At 46.9% G+C, this 16,606-nt stretch carries 14 protein-coding genes; 9 read left to right on the forward strand and 5 right to left on the reverse strand.

Translation table 11 applies throughout. The annotated features are described in order from the left end of the window. Nucleotides 1-14: 14 nt before the first annotated feature. Genes leuB through leuC form a run of 3 tightly spaced genes read right to left on the reverse strand, consistent with a single transcriptional unit; the run spans nt 15 to nt 3,213 of the window. Nucleotides 15-1,091: a 3-isopropylmalate dehydrogenase gene (gene leuB, locus J2X05_RS08585; protein ID WP_151058095.1), complete on the reverse strand. Its 1,077-nt coding sequence runs from the start codon at nt 1,089-1,091 to the stop codon at nt 15-17. A 36-nt stretch (nt 1,092-1,127) separates the two neighbouring features. Continuing rightward, nucleotides 1,128-1,775 (reverse strand): 3-isopropylmalate dehydratase small subunit, encoded by a 648-nt coding sequence (gene leuD, locus J2X05_RS08590; RefSeq protein WP_310071272.1) that lies wholly within the window; start codon nt 1,773-1,775, stop codon nt 1,128-1,130. Nucleotides 1,776-1,791: 16 nt separating this feature from the next. Next, on the reverse strand, nt 1,792-3,213 hold the full coding sequence (gene leuC / locus J2X05_RS08595) for a 3-isopropylmalate dehydratase large subunit (RefSeq protein WP_310071275.1): 1,422 nt from the start codon (nt 3,211-3,213) through the stop codon (nt 1,792-1,794). 174 nt (nt 3,214-3,387) lie between these two features. On the opposite strand from leuC, the gene J2X05_RS08600 reads away from it, so the two are divergent. After that, entirely contained in the window at nt 3,388-4,266 is an 879-nt protein-coding gene (locus tag J2X05_RS08600; protein WP_310071278.1) for a LysR family transcriptional regulator, read from the forward strand. Between the two features lie 106 nt (nt 4,267-4,372). Next, nucleotides 4,373-5,125 carry a TIGR04219 family outer membrane beta-barrel protein gene (locus J2X05_RS08605; protein ID WP_310071280.1) on the forward strand — a complete coding sequence of 251 codons (753 nt, stop codon included), beginning with the start codon at nt 4,373-4,375 and terminating at the stop codon, nt 5,123-5,125. 50 nt (nt 5,126-5,175) lie between these two features. Here the strand turns inward: J2X05_RS08605 and J2X05_RS08610 are convergent, their stop codons facing one another. Then, nucleotides 5,176-7,347: a patatin-like phospholipase family protein gene (locus J2X05_RS08610; RefSeq protein WP_310071283.1), complete on the reverse strand. Its 2,172-nt coding sequence runs from the start codon at nt 7,345-7,347 to the stop codon at nt 5,176-5,178. Between the two features lie 362 nt (nt 7,348-7,709). On the opposite strand from J2X05_RS08610, the gene J2X05_RS08615 reads away from it, so the two are divergent. The 5 genes from J2X05_RS08615 (at nt 7,710) to xthA (ending at nt 13,724) form a co-directional block, all read left to right on the forward strand. Further along, a complete protein-coding gene (locus tag J2X05_RS08615; RefSeq protein ID WP_310071286.1) occupies nt 7,710-8,786 on the forward strand; it encodes a 3-deoxy-7-phosphoheptulonate synthase in 1,077 nt (358 codons plus the stop codon). Between the two features lie 233 nt (nt 8,787-9,019). Beyond that, nucleotides 9,020-9,418, forward strand: coding sequence for a hypothetical protein (locus tag J2X05_RS08620; RefSeq protein ID WP_310071289.1), 399 nt, complete (start codon nt 9,020-9,022; stop codon nt 9,416-9,418). Nucleotides 9,419-9,577: 159 nt separating this feature from the next. Continuing rightward, on the forward strand, nt 9,578-10,504 hold the full coding sequence (locus tag J2X05_RS08625) for a transporter substrate-binding domain-containing protein (protein ID WP_310071291.1): 927 nt from the start codon (nt 9,578-9,580) through the stop codon (nt 10,502-10,504). Between the two features lie 215 nt (nt 10,505-10,719). After that, on the forward strand, nt 10,720-12,828 hold the full coding sequence (locus tag J2X05_RS08630) for a carboxy terminal-processing peptidase (protein ID WP_310071293.1): 2,109 nt from the start codon (nt 10,720-10,722) through the stop codon (nt 12,826-12,828). An 83-nt stretch (nt 12,829-12,911) separates the two neighbouring features. Next, nucleotides 12,912-13,724 carry an exodeoxyribonuclease III gene (xthA, locus tag J2X05_RS08635; RefSeq protein WP_310071296.1) on the forward strand — a complete coding sequence of 271 codons (813 nt, stop codon included), beginning with the start codon at nt 12,912-12,914 and terminating at the stop codon, nt 13,722-13,724. A gap of 57 nt (nt 13,725-13,781) precedes the next feature. On the opposite strand, the gene J2X05_RS08640 is transcribed toward xthA, so the two are convergent. Next, nucleotides 13,782-14,723: a LysR family transcriptional regulator gene (locus tag J2X05_RS08640; RefSeq protein WP_310071299.1), complete on the reverse strand. Its 942-nt coding sequence runs from the start codon at nt 14,721-14,723 to the stop codon at nt 13,782-13,784. Nucleotides 14,724-14,866: 143 nt separating this feature from the next. On the opposite strand from J2X05_RS08640, the gene J2X05_RS08645 reads away from it, so the two are divergent. Both J2X05_RS08645 and J2X05_RS08650 read left to right on the forward strand, forming a co-directional pair. Then, entirely contained in the window at nt 14,867-15,466 is a 600-nt protein-coding gene (locus J2X05_RS08645) for an FMN-dependent NADH-azoreductase (RefSeq protein WP_310071301.1), read from the forward strand. 62 nt (nt 15,467-15,528) lie between these two features. Beyond that, complete coding sequence (locus J2X05_RS08650) at nt 15,529-16,383, forward strand: pirin family protein (RefSeq protein WP_310071302.1); 855 nt, start codon at nt 15,529-15,531, stop codon at nt 16,381-16,383. Nucleotides 16,384-16,606: the final 223 nt, after the last annotated feature.

Genomic DNA, 16,606 nt, shown 5'->3' on the forward strand with positions numbered 1-16,606 from the left:
TCACAAGCTAATGATTAGGCCAGCGCTGCAACAACAGCATCGCCCATTTGCGAGGTAGATACTTTGGTCTTACCTTCCGTATAAATGTCTGCGGTGCGATAACCTTGGTCCAACACCTTGCCAACTGCAACCTCAATTGCATCCGCAACCTGAGGATAACCGAGCGAATAACGCAACATCATGGATACCGACAAAATCGTCGCGAGCGGGTTAGCTATACCCTGCCCAGCGATATCCGGTGCAGAGCCATGGCAAGGCTCATACATACCGCGACCATCTTTATCCAATGACGCTGACGGAAGCATACCAATAGAGCCAGTCAACATAGCTGCCGCATCGGACAAAATATCACCAAACATGTTGCCAGTCACCAACACATCAAACTGTTTTGGCGCACGCACCAATTGCATAGCGGCGTTATCGACATACATGTGGGACAGCTCAACATCCGGATACTCTTTATGCAGGGTATCCATCACTTCGCGCCACAACATAGTCGCCTCAAGCACATTCGCTTTATCAACCGAACATACTTTACCATTACGTTTGCGCGCCATCTCAAACGCGGTACGGCCGATACGGATAATCTCGCTCTCGGAATATTTGTAGGTGTTGTAACCTTCGCGCTCGCCATTTTCCAATACGCGAATACCGCGCGGCTCACCAAAATAAATACCGCCTGCCAATTCGCGCACGATCAAAATATCCAGGCCAGAAACCACTTCCGGTTTCAGCGAAGATGCATCTACTAATTGGGGATATAACAACGCTGGACGCAGATTCGCATACAAACCCAATTGTGAACGGATCTTCAGCAAACCTTTTTCCGGGCGAATCGAGCGGTCCAATTTATCCCACTTGGGGCCACCCACAGCTCCAAGCAAAATCGCATCCGCTTTACGTGCCTTTTCGAGGGTTGAATCCGCCAGTGGAACGCCATGCACATCAATTGCGCAGCCGCCCATCAATTCGTTTTCAAAGGTTAAGCCCAAATCGAATTTGGCATTAACCACATCCAGCACCTTGCGCGCTTCACGCACAATTTCAGGACCGATGCCATCGCCTTCCAAAATTAAAATATGTTTGCCCACAAGCATTCTCCAATTAAAAAATTCTTATTTCGCCTCTCATTTAACTACATCAAACAACCAAGGCGCTTCAACGCGTTTTTTGGCTTCGTAGGCGCGAATGGCATCAGCATGTTCGAGAGTTAAACCAATATCATCCAACCCATTTAACAAGCAATGTTTGCGAAATTCATCTACATCGAACGCAAAACTTTCACCGCCTGGGGTTTTAACAACTTGCGCTGCTAAATCAATTGTCAATTGATAGCCTTCTGCCGCGTACATTTCATTAAACAAGCTATCGACAATCTCATCACTTAATACGATGGGCAGCAAACCATTCTTGAAACAGTTGTTATAAAAAATATCGGCAAAGCTGGGCGCGATCACACTACGAAAGCCGTAGTCATCCAATGCCCAAGGCGCATGTTCGCGACTAGAACCACAACCGAAGTTTTCGCGCGACAACAACACAGTTGCGCCCTTGTAACGCGGAAAATTCAGCGGAAAATCCGGGTTTATTGGGCGCCCTTCGCAACTTTGATCCGGTTTACCTTCATCGAGATAGCGCAGCTCATCAAACAAATTCTTTCCGAAACCGGTACGTTTAATCGATTTCAAAAATTGCTTAGGAATAATCATATCGGTATCGACATTGGCGCGATCCATAGGAGCAGCAACGCCTTGCAAAACGGTAAAACTTTTCATCGCGGTCTCCTACTGATTAATTGAATGTGCGCACATCGACAAAATGACCCGCAATCGCAGCGGCAGCAGCCATCGCCGGGCTCACCAAATGCGTTCTGCCACCGTAGCCCTGGCGCCCTTCAAAATTGCGATTGGATGTTGATGCACAGTGCTCGCCATTACCCAATTTATCCGCGTTCATGGCCAAGCACATGGAACAACCCGGCTCACGCCATTCCAAACCGGCGGCGATAAAAATCTTATCCAGCCCTTCGGCTTCCGCTTGCGCTTTTACTGCACCAGAACCAGGAACCACAATCGCCTCTTTTACCGATGACGCCTTGGTGCGGCCTTTCACCACTTCAGCTGCGGCGCGAATATCTTCAATGCGCGAATTAGTGCAAGAGCCAATAAATACGCGATCAACATGAATCGAAGTAATAGGCTGGTTGGCTTGTAAACCCATATATTGCAATGCGCGCAACATACCTTCGCGCTTGACCGGATCAGTTTCTTGCGCCGGATCGGGTACCTTGTCCTCAACCGAAACAACCATCTCCGGCGAAGTACCCCAACTCACTTGCGGCTTGATATCAGCGCCGTTTAATTCAACGATGGAATCGAAATGTGCGCCCTCATCACTCACATAATTTTTCCAATCGGCTACGGCTTTTTCCCACAATTCACCCTTGGGTGCATAGGTGCGCCCGTTAACGTAGTCGATGGTCGTTTGGTCTACCGCCACCATACCGGCACGGGCGCCCGCTTCAATCGCCATATTACACACCGTCATACGCCCTTCCATGCTCATATCGCGGAAGACTTGGCCGCCAAACTCCATCGCATAGCCAGTGCCGCCGGCGGTACCGATTTTGGCGATGATCGCGAGCACAACATCTTTTGGTGTCACACCCAAACCGAGCTTGCCATCCACCTTAATGAGCATGTTTTTCATTTTTTTAGCAACCAGACATTGGGCCGCCATCACGTGCTCTACTTCGCTCGTACCTATTCCATGCGCCAAAGCGCCGAGAGCACCGTTTGTGGCGGTATGGGAATCACCGCAGACAACGGTCATGCCGGGCAAGCAGGCGCCGGTTTCAGGGCCGACAACGTGCACAATACCTTGGCGGTGATCATTGATCTTGAACTCTACAATACCGAACTCATCGCAGTTATCGTCCAGCGTCTGCACCTGGATCAAGGACACCGGGTCTTCAATCCCCGCAACACCATTAGCACGCTCTTTTTGCGTGGTAGGCACATTGTGATCTGGAGTGGCGAGGATGGAGTCCACACGCCATGGCTTGCGGCCAGCCAAACGCAGACCATCAAACGCTTGCGGGGAGGTCACTTCGTGGACTATGTGACGATCTATATAAATGAGTGCAGAACCATCGTCGCGCTGCTGCACGAGGTGGGCATCCCAAAGTTTGTCGTAAAGCGTTTTAGCGGCCATGGTGTTCTCCAAAGGATCTGCTTACACGGTATTTGTTCCGGATCTTCAAGACAACTTGCCTGGATAGCCTCGAGATCAATTAGTAAAGGCGATAGTACGGCCAGACAACCCATAAAACAAATTTATCTTTTTTATATATTGCATTCCCAAAAGGAATGGACTAAAAATAAAACGATGGATACTCAACATTTACATGCATTTGTGGCAATTGCTGAACATGGTTCATTTTCTGCTGCAGCAGAACGCTTGCACCTTACCCAGCCCGCCATCAGCAAGCGCATCGCCCTGCTGGAGGAGCAACTCAAAGCTTCTTTATTTGATCGTATTGGGCGGCAGGTTGCCCTAACTCAGGCGGGTCAGCTGTTGTTAAGCAAAGCCAAGCTAATCTTGGGCGAGGTCGCAGCCACGCAGCGCGCTATTGCTGATTTACAGGGCGACATCCAAGGCAAGCTAAGTATCGCCACCAGTCACCATGTAGGGCTGCATTATCTGCCACCCTATTTGAGGGATTTTTCGACGCGCTACCCCCAAGTAAAACTGGATTTACACTTTCTCGATTCGGAGCAGGCTTACCATGAAATACTCCAAGGCAGATTTGACATCGCCACTATTACGCTCGCGCTTCAACAAGATGCACGCCTCCAGAGCGAAACCCTCTGGCACGACCAACTCCATTTCGTCGTCGCGCCCACCCATGCACTTGCAACGCAATCGCATCTTCAGTTGGCCGATTTAAGTCAGCACCCGGCGATAATGCCGGATACCAATACCTACACCACGCAGCTCATTAAAAACTTGTTTGACCGCCAACAACTAGCATTGAATATGGGCATGGTATCCAATCACTTGGACACTATAAAAATGCTGCTGAGTATTGGACTTGGTTGGGGCGTTTTGCCGCGACGCATTATTGATGATGGACTACATATTTTGAGTATCGATCAGCCACCGATTATGCGCCCGCTAGGCTACATACATCACAGCCAACGCACCCTGAATAATGCCGCACGAGTCTTTTTAGATTTATTGCAAAATAAAGTAATTGACTCCTAACCCTTACTCAAACTACCAAGCGTAATATTCACAAGCACCACGAACTTTTCGTCACACTCAATTACACCAACCGATAAAAACTTTACTTTAAGCTTCAGGATTTTTTATGAAACCATTTTCTCCTCTTGTGAACTTTTCACTTAGCACACTTGCATTGACCGCTGCATGCCAGGCTAATGCCGATACGCTATTCGGGATTTATGCAGGTGCAGGCACATGGCAAAGCGAATACGCCGGCGAAATAGGCAAGCCAGCCACTTCGGCAAGTGATTTGGGCATGAGCGATAACAATAATAATTTTTACTACATCGCTATCGAACACCCAATTCCCTTTTTTCCCAATATCAAAGTTCAGCAAAATAACATCACCAGCGAACAAAGCAGCGTGATTGAAAATAATTTCAGCATTGGGAATATTGGCTATCCGAGCGGTAGTACAGTTGCAACTGATTTTGATTTAAGTTACACCGACGCCGCACTTTATTACGAGCTACTCGATAATTGGCTGATACTGGATCTCGGTGTCACACTGAGAAAATATTCAGGCTATCTGGAAGCAACAAGTGTAAGCTCCAGCGATAAAACGGATATTGATATCTCCGTACCACTCGCTTATGGACGTATGCAATTTGATTTACCTTTGACTGGTTTCTTTGCGGGCTTTGAAGGTAATTACATCAGCTATGATGGCAATGATTTAGCTGATTACAGTGCAAAAATAGGCTATTCGTTTGACTCGGCATTAGATTTAGGCGTTGAAGTTGGATATCGCGCGCTGACCGTCAATATTGATGATGACGATGTACACACAAACGTGGATATAAAAGGCCCCTATGCAGCTGCGCTTTTTCATTTTTAGACATCAATTACGATCAGCCTCGCCACAGCGAGACTGATCGCTCTTTATAATTAAAATGCACCCAGCTTAAAGTACAAATTATAATCACCACTAAAGGAAAAACCATAACCTAGATACACGGGCCCCAAGGGTGTTTCACCCCCCAAATAAATGACTCCGGAATCAAGCCAATCGCCCTCATCAGTCATAGTATAAACAGTTTGCAATTTTGCAGCCTCCACAGCAAACCCCATACGCAGATCACCATTTAATCCTAACGGCATACGTCCGATAATTCGCTCCGCACGTAGGTGGGAATAAAACGCATCATCACCAATAATTTGATTACTGGCATAACCTGATAAGTTTAAGAACCCGCCCAGCATAACCGCATCATAAAATGGTAATTCATTTACTAACGACGACACGTACAATGTGCGCGCAGCAAAAACAAAATCATTCAGTTTATAGGCACCACCTAAATCAACAGAAAGTTTCTGGTACCCCTCTTTGTGAGAGTCAAAAAAAGTGATCTCGCTGCGCCAACCATGGGAAGGAAAATAAATGCGATTACGTCGATCAAGGTTTAACGAAAACAAGATCCCACCATAATGCTCATCGACATCAGGCAATGCAATGGCACTCACATCCGCTGTACCTTTTATTCGATATTCACGCCAGCCAATTGTTGTCTGCCCATAAACATCCAAATTAGTACCGAGCACCAACTCGGAATACGATGTATCTAATTGATACTCAGCCAGTTTGGTTCCATCAGTGAACAACACAATATCCTCTCGCCCTTTGAAATAGCGAGGCTCAATAAAGTAAGTTTGTCGATAATTCAACGGCTGGTAATAATCCAATTCAAGAGCTGATTCATTGCCCACATCTACGGCGGCAAAAAATTCTCCACCATAAGGATTCATCCAGGTATTGCGATAGGCACTGCGCAAGGTAAAGTTAGACCCTTGGTGATATTCGTTATCGATAGAAAATCCAAAAGTCAGGTAGTCAGAACTCCAATTTTTTTCTCTTGCTGTAATTTCAAGAATATTTCTACCTGCTTGATTGGTAACACGATAGTCAACCCCATCGTAAAAACCATCGCCATAAGCGCGCACCAAATCCTGCTCCAATTGGGAGCGATCAAACAACTGCCCTTCTTGTTGATGAATTTGTCGCGCGACATATTCAGGATGAACACGTTGAAGTGGCGCAATAACAATTTGATCAATATGAATCTCCCTTTTACGCGCATCCGTATTTTTATGTTTCCATGCAACATAGGTTTTTTCATCGACAGACAATACACGCAATGCCGACAATTGCCGCTCCGCAGCAACTCTGCCTATATCAGCAGCTTTCTCATAGCGAGCAAAATCAGAGGCTTTAATATCACCTAACTCAGGAGCGATATAAATATCACTCCCCGTCAAACTGGCGAGCGAGCGCTCAACATTTTGTTTAGTTAAAATACCAATCATTTGCGCCGTGACACTTAAGAGCGAACCGACACTCTCGGGAGGCTTTAAGGGTGAACCAACATTGACGGCGATAACCCTATCCGCCTTACACAAGTCTCGCGCCACCTCGATAGGCAGGTTATCCACCAATCCACCGTCAACCAATTTACGGTTTTGATGTTCCACTGGCGCCATTAAACCGGGTACAGACATGCTGGCACGCATCGCCTGGGTCAAACTACCACTGCGAAAAACAACGCGCTCCCCCGTACCTATATCAGTTGCCACTATCGCCAGGGGCAAGGCCAGCTCCTGAATTTCTCGCTCGCCGAGATCCGCATCCACTAACTGATTAAAAAATAATTTTATTTTTTCGCCCGCAACTACACCTGGCTGGATTTGCATCCCGCGCTTGGTCAAACCCAACTCGGTACCGGTAAGATAACGCCTGCTCACTTTTTTTTTGCGATAACTCAGCTGGGAATAATCCGCCACATCCAGGAACATGTCAGTCCAATCCGCTGTTGCGAGCTTGTCACGCATGGACTGCGGCGATAGCCCCGCCGCATAAGAACCAGCAACCAAACCACCCATACTGGTTCCCACTACGCAATCGACCGGAATACGCTCGCGCTCCAGAACCTCCAACACACCTATATGAGCAGCACCACGCGCGCCACCGCCCCCCAAAACCAAAGCAGTCCGCTGGGTTTCTACAGCTAAAGCCGTCGTAGACAACAAGACTGTCAGTAACAATACAATGAGAGCGCTATTCATTTACCCGATGCCATCCTTTCTAAACGCACATATTAGAAGAACCATAGTATCCATTATGCTTATTGCCTATATCGCACCGATCAAAATGCGATCACATTTCAACCTAAAATAAGATCTTATACTCAACACAATGAACAATAGATGACATATTTGAAGGATGAATATTCTAAAAAATGTCTACTTTTAAGGATTAATAAAATACTAATCACCCGTTTTTCAGACTAAACAAACCATTTATCTCACAAAACCATTAATAATAGGAAGATTGTCTTTATTTATGGCACCTATTAAAAAACCATCCCACTTTTTCACCTCTATTAGGTAGAATGACCCACGAATTGATACTTTTAGGAAATGACATCATGACCAGTACCCAAGTCGATGACCTGAATGTGGTCTCGCAAGAGCTGCTGATTTCCCCCGCAGAACTCAAGAAAAAAATCCCGCTGACCGACAAAGCGCGCGACGTTGTAACCCAAGGCCGCGAAGTAGTGCGCAATATCCTGGACCGCAAAGATCATCGGATTTTTGTGGTGATAGGCCCCTGCTCTATCCATGATGTAGCGGCCGCCAAAGATTACGCCCAACGCCTGAAAAAACTGGCGGATGAGGTCAGCGATACGATTTATGTAGTGATGCGCGTGTATTTTGAAAAACCGCGCACCACCGTAGGCTGGAAAGGTTTAATTAACGACCCATACCTGGATGATTCCTTCAAAATTGAAGAAGGCCTGCATATCGGCCGTCAATTATTGCTGGATATCTCGGAAATGGGCCTGCCTACTGCCACTGAAGCGCTCGATCCTATATCGCCCCAATACCTGCATGATTTGATTAGCTGGTCAGCCATTGGGGCGCGCACCACCGAATCGCAAACCCATCGCGAAATGGCGAGCGGATTGTCGTCGGCCGTAGGTTTCAAAAATGGAACCGATGGTGGCCTGACGGTCGCGATAAACGCACTGCAGTCCGTATCAAAACCACATCGCTTCCTTGGTATTAATACGGAAGGCCAGGTAGCGATTATCCACACTCGCGGCAACGGTTATGGCCATGTTGTATTACGCGGTGGCAATGGCAAACCTAACTACGATTCGGTTAGTGTCGCCCTGTGTGAGCAAGAGTTGGCCAAGGCGAAAGTGGTACCCAACATTATGGTGGATTGCAGCCATGCCAATTCCAATAAAAACCACGAGTTGCAAACGCTGGTGATGGAAAATGTGGCCAACCAAATTGTGGAAGGCAACAAATCTATTATTGGCTTGATGGTGGAAAGCAACATTGGCGCCGGCAATCAAAGTATTCCAGCCAATCTGTGTGACCTAAAATACGGCGTATCGGTAACTGACGCTTGTATCGATTGGGAAACGACTGAAAGAACACTGCGCAAAATGCGCGACACCATTCGAGAAACACTCGTAAATAGAACTAGCTCCTGATTTTAAAATTAAATGTAAGAGCCAAGCTATTGATAATATTGAAAAAGTGGCCTGGGGCCACTTTTTTAATGTCCGAATTGAGAGCCAACTCACGCACAAATTGTTAAATTTATCGACATTTATTAAGGATACACTATGGTTTTTTAGAATCCTGACTGTTAAATTCTGTTAACACAGGAAAGCCAGTTGCCGGACGCAAGAAGAATAATTTTTACTTATCTGCGGAGCACAGCATGGCAGTCAGTCAGCCTCTTCACCAACATGATTCACGACCGCACAGCTCTCACAGTTTTGATGTGGCAAAAGCCGTTCAACACGGAGAATTAGTGTTAAGCCTGAGCACTATGCTGGGCTGCGACTATATATTTGTAAGCCACAAAGGTGCTCACGAATTGTTGGGCAGCGCTCGCTTGGCAACTACCATCCGTGAGCTTTTAGACATACTGGAAACATCGCCTTACCAAAGCATGGTGGTTAGTGCCGATGAAACTCCCAATGGTGAACTTGCTTTTACACGTTACGATTTCAAATGGGAGAACCGCCAAGTCTGCCAGGTTATTGCTACTCGTGTGACTAACGCAGATCAGGCGGACTTCATGCGCATGATGTTTGACTGCAGCACAACCTGCTAATACCCCAGTTCCCATTTATTAGACCAGGTCCCGAAAGCCACACTTAAGCTGTGGCTTTTTCGTTTAGAAAAACGATTTTAGTCCCAAACACTAAACTGGTAGAGCTGTGCTACTTTTAAGTCTATAACCTCAATAAATAATCCTGACTGAGTAGTGTTTATGTACATCATCCTGACAAAGATCCTGCGATACGGGATATTGGTAGTAGCGGTTATTACAGTACCGCTTCTGGCTGCGGAAACCAAAACTGTCATCACCAACATGAAATCGAATGTACAGACGGATTACATGAATGGCCTGCTCAAGTTGGCACTCTCCTACTCGGATAAAAACTATATTTTCTCCACAACCAGTGAAGTCTATTCCCGTCCGCGCGTTATGGAATCGCTCAAGTCAGGTGCAATTTCTGTAATGTGGGGCGGGACATCGGAAGAAATGGAGCGCGATTTTATCCCTATCAGGATTGATGCTTATCGCGGGCTAATGAATCACCGCTTGTTCTTTATTCGTCAAGGTGATCAGGCGCGTTTTGACAATATTAAAACACTGGAAGACCTCAAGCAGATTCGCCTTGGACAAGGGCGCAGCTGGCAAGATGCCTCTATTTTGGAAAGCGCGGGGCTCAATGTAGTCAAAACCACCAAAAAACCCAGCCTCTACCATATGCTGGATGGCGGACGATTTGATGCCTTCCCACGCGGTGCCAACGAAGTCTGGACTGAATTGTCCGCATTTCCTGATCTTAAACTCACGGTTGAAAAAAACCTTGTGTTGATCTACCCCCTTCCCACCTATTTTTTTGTCAGCCAAAAAGACCCTGTATTGGCCAAAGATATTGAGTTTGGACTTGAGTCAGCGATTAAGGATGGAGCCTTCAACAAATATTTTTACGGCAGCTCTGAAGTCCAGGAGGCACTGGGAAAAGCGGATTTGGGCAAGCGTCGCGCCATCCGGATCAACAACCCCTATCTACCCAAGGCGACTCCGTTGGACCGCAAAGAGTTATGGCTGGATTTGATGAGCACCACCACCTCAGCCAATGCGAGCAATTTGGCAGATGACACTTCATTACCGAGCCCCCAGTAGTGGCGGGGAAACTTTTTGCAGAAAGTAGACTCCCAATCACGAATAGCCTATCTAACGCTGGGGCTTGTACCTGCCTTTAACCGTGCAATTCCGCTATAGTAAGAGTCCTGTTAAACCCCGACCCAGGTTGTAGCGGGTTGTTATGATCAGACTAATTAACACTGCTACGCACAGACGCGTCCAGACACGCGCTTTGACTTTTTGAGACACACTTTATGCAAATTGTTGTTGTGAGATCGCTAAAACTTACCCTATTTAGCCTTATTGTCAGCCTGTCTTCACTGAGTTTTGCTGACAAAATTGATGTTCTCAAGCCCACCCCCGAACAAAGCAAGGCAGCGATTGATCTGGTGCAAAAGCTGGACAGCGAACATTACCGCGATCAGGAGTTTAACGACGCCTTGTCCTCGCGCTACTTCGATGAATACTTAAAATCACTCGACAGCGCAAAAAACTTCTTTATCCAATCCGATATTGCAGAATTCGAAAAGTATCGCAAAACTTTTGACGACGACTACAAAAAGGGCAAACTCGACAACAGCTTTGCGATTTTCAATCGCTTCAATGAGCGCATGATTGCCCGTCTCGAGAAAGTGGTAAAAACGCTGGATGATCCAAAAACAAAATTCGATTTTGATGTCGAAGAGTCCATCGTGCTTGACCGCGAAAAAGCCCCCTGGCCAGCCAATGAAGCAGAAGCGGATAAGCTCTGGCAGCAATACCTTAAATCCAACCTGCTCAACTCTATGCTTTCAGGCAAAAAATTGGAGGAAAGCAAAACTACGTTGCGTAAGCGTTACGCCAACCAACTGCGCAGGTTGAAGCAGCAAACCAATGAAGAAGCATTCAGCGTGATGATGAACTCACTCACCATGCTTTACGATCCACATACCAATTATTTATCTCCTGAAAATGCCGAGAATTTTGACATTAGTATGTCGCTTGAGCTGCAAGGTATAGGTGCGGTTTTACAAAGCGATGAAGACTACACAAAGGTCAGCAGCCTGGTTGTCGGTGGCCCGGCACAGAAACAAGGCCAGTTAAAACCCAACGATAAAATTGTCTCAATTGCACAAGGTGTCGATGGTGAATTTGTCGATGTAGTTGGCTGGCGGTTGGATGAAGTCGTCAAGTTGATTCGCGGGCCAAAAGGTACAATCGTGCGCCTGGAAGTCAGGCCATCGGATCCGACTGCAACTATCAACAAAAACATCACTATTAAACGTGAAACGGTAAAACTCGAAGACCAAGCCGCGAAAAAAGCGGTATTTGAAGTGAAGAATGGCAACAAAACCTTCAAGCTGGGCGTGATTGACATTCCTACTTTTTACATGAATTTTGAAGCCTATCAAAAGGGTGATCCCAACTATAAAAGTACAACACGCGACGTGTTCAACTTACTTAATGAATTAAATAAAGAAAAAGTAGACGGCATTATTATCGATCTGCGCGATAACGGCGGTGGCTCATTACCAGAAGCCGCTATGCTGACCGATCTGTTTGTTGATCCAGGCCCTGTTGTACAAATTCGCCAAAGTGACGATACCATTTCGCGCAACTATCGCGCCTATCAACCTGCAGTTTATCGCGCGCCTATCGCGGTATTAATTAATCGTTTGAGCGCTTCGGCATCAGAAATTTTTGCTGGCGCCATTCAGGATTACGGTCGCGGTATTATTATTGGCTCTACCACCTTTGGTAAGGGCTCTGTGCAAAATCTCGTCGAGCTAAAACACGGCCGGCTAAAAATTACCGAAGCAAAATTTTATCGCATCTCCGGCGACAGCACTCAACATCGCGGGGTTATTCCCGATGTGCAATTGCCGAGCTTGTTAGATCCGGATGACATTGGTGAAAGTAGTTATGATAACGCGCTGCCTTGGGATCGCATCCACCCGGCACCACATCAAAACTATTACACCATTAGCAAATTTTTACCAAAGATTGAAACCAGCCATCAAGAACGTATGGCGCAAGACCCTGATTTCATTTTTCTGAACAAACAAAGTGCGATGTTCAAAGAAGCTGCAGAAAAAAAAGAAGTATCGCTGCGTTTGGCCACTCGTCAGGCAGAGCAGCAACAAATGGAAAAGCGTGCGCTGGACATGGAAAACCAAAAGCGCATTGCCAAAGGTGAAAAACCTTATGCAGATTATGCGGCTCTAAAGAAAGCAAACGGTGGCGATGAAGACGAAGATGCACCACCAAAAGAGGCAGACAAAGAAATCATACCAAAAGACGACCCCTACCTGATGGAAGCTGGGCATGTGTTGGCAGACTTTATCAATCAACTAACACCCGAGAAAAAAGTCGCCAAACAATAGCTGTTCTACAACTTCACCGTCGTATTGACACACCAAACACCTGAACAGTAATGCTCAGGTGTTTTTTCATCACAGAGCCATTTATGAAAGCTATCTCATTCAACGTCAACAGTATCAGAACACGTTTGCATCAACTGGAAGCCGTGATTGAAAAACACAATCCGGATTTTATTGGACTGCAGGAAACCAAAGTAAATGACCCGGATTTTCCGCTCGACACTATTCAAGCCATGGGTTATCACGTCGAATTTTTTGGCCAAAAAACTCACTACGGTGTGGCAATACTTTCCAAGTATCCTTTCAAAAAGGTCATCAAAGGATTCCCTGGTGACGAGGAACTTGCCCAGCGCCGTTTCATCGGTGGCGTGTTTGATACACCTATCGGAGAAGTGACACTGCTAAACGGTTATTTCCCCCAAGGTGAGAGCCGTGACCACGCGATAAAATTTCCTGCGAAGCGAAAGTTTTATGCCGATTTAATCAACTTCCTAAAAAATGCCGAACATGAGGGCAAGCAAATTATTCTGATGGGAGATATGAATATTTCACATCAGGATATTGATATTGGTATTGGCGAGGAAAACCGCAAGCGCTGGTTGCGTACTGGCAAATGCAGCTTCCTACCGGAAGAACGCGAATGGCTTAATGAATTATTAGCACTGGGGTTGAAAGACAGCTACCGCGAACACAATCCTGAGAGCAATGAATTGTTTAGCTGGTTTGATTACCGCAGCGGCGGCTTTGAAGATAATCCTAAACGCGGCCTGCGTATCGATTTGATTCTGATGACACAAAACTTGCTAGACAAGTGCGCGGCTTCTGGAATTGATTATGATATTCGCGGTATGGAAAAACCTTCGGATCACTGCCCCATTTGGGTCGAGTTCAAGGTTTAAGTACCCAGGTTGTTGCCCGCGATAGCAACTAGTTCGCGGGCAACCCTGCGGGTGCATTTAACTGCTGTATCCGCACATCTTAGGTAAATGCTCTTTTAAAATCTCCGCAAGTCGTCGCGTTGCTGGTCCTGCGAAATCGCGATCGGCAAAGGTGAGGTAAGTCGTCACCTCACGCACCGAACCCACTTCAACCGGCAAGTACTTCAAGCGCCCCGCCTCAATGTCCTCATGGGTGTAAGCATCAGGCAACCAGGCATACCCCAACCCCAAACGGATCGCATCCAGTGATGTTTTGATGTGGCTCACCGTCCAACGCTGATCCGCCTCTTGCCACCCCTCGGTGCGGCGGCGATATTGGCCAGAGTCGCGCACAATAATTTGCCGGTGCTGGCGCATATCCTCATCGTTAATAGAGCGCCCCAATAACTGGAGCGGATGATCGGCACTGGAGACGCCGCGCATCACCACAGTCACCAACTTTTCGCCCATAAAGCCCATAGGCACGCGCCCGCCAATTGCCAGATCAACCTGACGCTGCAGGAGTGCATCCTCAGTACCGCTCAACACCGACTCAAAAACCTCTACGCGGGTATCGGGAAAGTCTTTTGCAAAAATCGCCAAACACTGCAACACCCGCGCTGGCGGGATAATAATATCGGCGGCAATCTTCACCAAAGGCTCTACGTGTATCGAGAGGCATCCCGCTGATTTCTCCAAACGCTCCGCTTGTTCCAACAATTGCTTGGCGCGGCGATAAAGCAATTCCCCTGCTGGCGATGCGACTGCTTTACGCCCCTGCAGCTGAAACACTTTCACACCCAATGCAGTCTCCAACTGGGAGATGGCATAGGACACTGCAGATTGGCTTTTATTAAGCATCTCTGCTGCCTTCGCATAACCACCTGCGTCAATTACGGCAAGCAGCGCTCGCCACTGCTCTAATGTCACTTTATTTTCAGTAGTACCCACAGCAGTGGGTGGAACGATTTCCTGACTCATAGCAATTTGATCCTGCGAGAACAACAACTAACTGATCCAATTATTCGATCATATACCACCAAATATCGCTATTTATCATTCGCTCGTCAAATCATTTAATGGACACATGGCAATCAAGCCACCAAAAAGATGAGGATTTAAACATGGCGACTCTCTTGCAAATCAATAGCAGTTTGTTTGGCGACAACGGTAACTCCAGCGTGCTGACTCAGGAGTTTGTACAGCGCTGGAAAGCGCAAAACCCAACCGGCGATGTAGTAGTGCGCGATTTCGCCAAAGAAGATGTACCCCATTTGGATGCAGCGCGTGTTCAAGCATTGTTTAGCCCCGTAGAAGGCCGCACTGAAGCACAACAGGCGGTGTTGGACTACTCGGATAAAATCATTGCAGAAATAGAAGCAGCGGATGTGATCGTCATTGGTGTGCCCCTGTATAACTTTGGCGTACCTTCTACGCTCAAGGCTTACTTCGATCATATCGCCCGCGCCGGTGTAACCTTTAAATACACAGAGACCGGCCCCGTTGGCTTACTCAACAACAAGCCCGTGTATATCATCGCCACCCGTGGTGGTGTTCACAAAGGCCAACCGAGCGATACGCAAAGCCAGTTTCTCACCAATTTTTTAAGCTTTGTCGGTTTGAAAGATGTGCACTTTATTTATGCGGAAGGCCTCAACATGGGCCAAAAAGACCAAGCGTTTGCCGCCGCCAAGACTGAGATTGAACAAGGTGTTGCGGCTTAATCGGCCGCATTGTTAACAGCACGTATTTACCGGCAATAAATTTCACTACAGGAGTACATTTTATGCAACGCCAGTTACAGCAAATACTGCAAGGCCGCGAGACCAGCGACGGTGCTGGTGTACGCATAAAACGCAGCCTCGGCCAACATCCAAATGCGCGCTTTGACCCTTTTTTAATGCTCGATGAATTTGGCAGCAATAGTGCCGATGATTACATCGCAGGATTTCCTGCGCATCCCCATCGCGGTTTTGAAACAGTGACCTATATGCTCGAAGGCCATATGTTGCACGAAGACCATATGGGCAACAAAGGCCATCTACGCAACGGTGATGTGCAATGGATGACTGCCGGCCGCGGCATCATCCACTCCGAAATGCCCCAGCAGGAACATGGCACCATGCGCGGTTTTCAATTGTGGTTAAACTTGCCTGCTGCCGAGAAGATGAAGCCTGCAAGTTATCGCGATATTGCGGCAGCCAATATTCCTGTTGCTGATTTACCGCAGGGGGGGCGCATTAAAGTCATTGCAAACAGTGCATTTGTGAATGGGAAAATTGTCAGCGGACCAATCCAGGGTTTAACCACGGAAGCGATTTACTGGGATGTACATTTGCCAGAGCAGGTTGAATTTCATCATGCACTGCCAGAAGATCACAATACGTTCCTGTATGTGTATGAGGGCGATATTGCAATTGGAGAAGACAAACGCAAACTCACCCAAGGCAATGCCGGCCTATTGAGCAAAGGTGATCAACTGAGCGTACAAGCCCTGAGTGCCGACACACGCTTTTTGGTGATTTCAGGCAAGCCGCTCAAAGAGCCTATAGTTCAATACGGTCCGTTTGTAATGAATACTACCGATGAAATTGAACAGGCAATTCAAGATTATCGCGCGGGCACCCTCGCAGCAAGCTAAACCCGTCATGCGCCAAATAAAAGCAGGATAACCATGCCTGCTTTTATTATTTAAAAAAAGCACCAATTCAAACCATAAAATTAAAAGCCTATTGCATTAAATGGGCTTAATTATTTAAATAATGATTTCACCTAGCGGTTAAGTTTGTTCAGCAGCATAGCACGTAACATTTTGCTCTTTGTCAAATTCATTTCACCAAGATATCCGCGTGCCTCTTCAGGTA

The organism is Cellvibrio fibrivorans, from assembly GCF_031457055.1.
Taxonomy (GTDB): Bacteria; Pseudomonadota; Gammaproteobacteria; order Pseudomonadales; family Cellvibrionaceae; genus Cellvibrio; species Cellvibrio fibrivorans.

Bases quoted from the DNA above. Each gene is read 5' to 3' on its own strand.
- leuD (WP_310071272.1), bottom strand. From the start codon at position 1,775: ATGAAAAGTTTTACCGTTTTGCAAGGCGTTGCTGCTCCTATGGATCGC.
- leuC (WP_310071275.1), bottom strand. From the start codon at position 3,213: ATGGCCGCTAAAACGCTTTACGACAAACTTTGGGATGCCCACCTCGTG.
- J2X05_RS08600 (WP_310071278.1), top strand. From the start codon at position 3,388: ATGGATACTCAACATTTACATGCATTTGTGGCAATTGCTGAACATGGT.
- J2X05_RS08605 (WP_310071280.1), top strand. From the start codon at position 4,373: ATGAAACCATTTTCTCCTCTTGTGAACTTTTCACTTAGCACACTTGCA.
- J2X05_RS08610 (WP_310071283.1), bottom strand. From the start codon at position 7,347: ATGAATAGCGCTCTCATTGTATTGTTACTGACAGTCTTGTTGTCTACG.
- J2X05_RS08615 (WP_310071286.1), top strand. From the start codon at position 7,710: ATGACCAGTACCCAAGTCGATGACCTGAATGTGGTCTCGCAAGAGCTG.
- J2X05_RS08620 (WP_310071289.1), top strand. From the start codon at position 9,020: ATGGCAGTCAGTCAGCCTCTTCACCAACATGATTCACGACCGCACAGC.
- J2X05_RS08625 (WP_310071291.1), top strand. From the start codon at position 9,578: ATGTACATCATCCTGACAAAGATCCTGCGATACGGGATATTGGTAGTA.
- J2X05_RS08630 (WP_310071293.1), top strand. From the start codon at position 10,720: ATGCAAATTGTTGTTGTGAGATCGCTAAAACTTACCCTATTTAGCCTT.
- xthA (WP_310071296.1), top strand. From the start codon at position 12,912: ATGAAAGCTATCTCATTCAACGTCAACAGTATCAGAACACGTTTGCAT.
- J2X05_RS08640 (WP_310071299.1), bottom strand. From the start codon at position 14,723: ATGAGTCAGGAAATCGTTCCACCCACTGCTGTGGGTACTACTGAAAAT.
- J2X05_RS08645 (WP_310071301.1), top strand. From the start codon at position 14,867: ATGGCGACTCTCTTGCAAATCAATAGCAGTTTGTTTGGCGACAACGGT.
- J2X05_RS08650 (WP_310071302.1), top strand. From the start codon at position 15,529: ATGCAACGCCAGTTACAGCAAATACTGCAAGGCCGCGAGACCAGCGAC.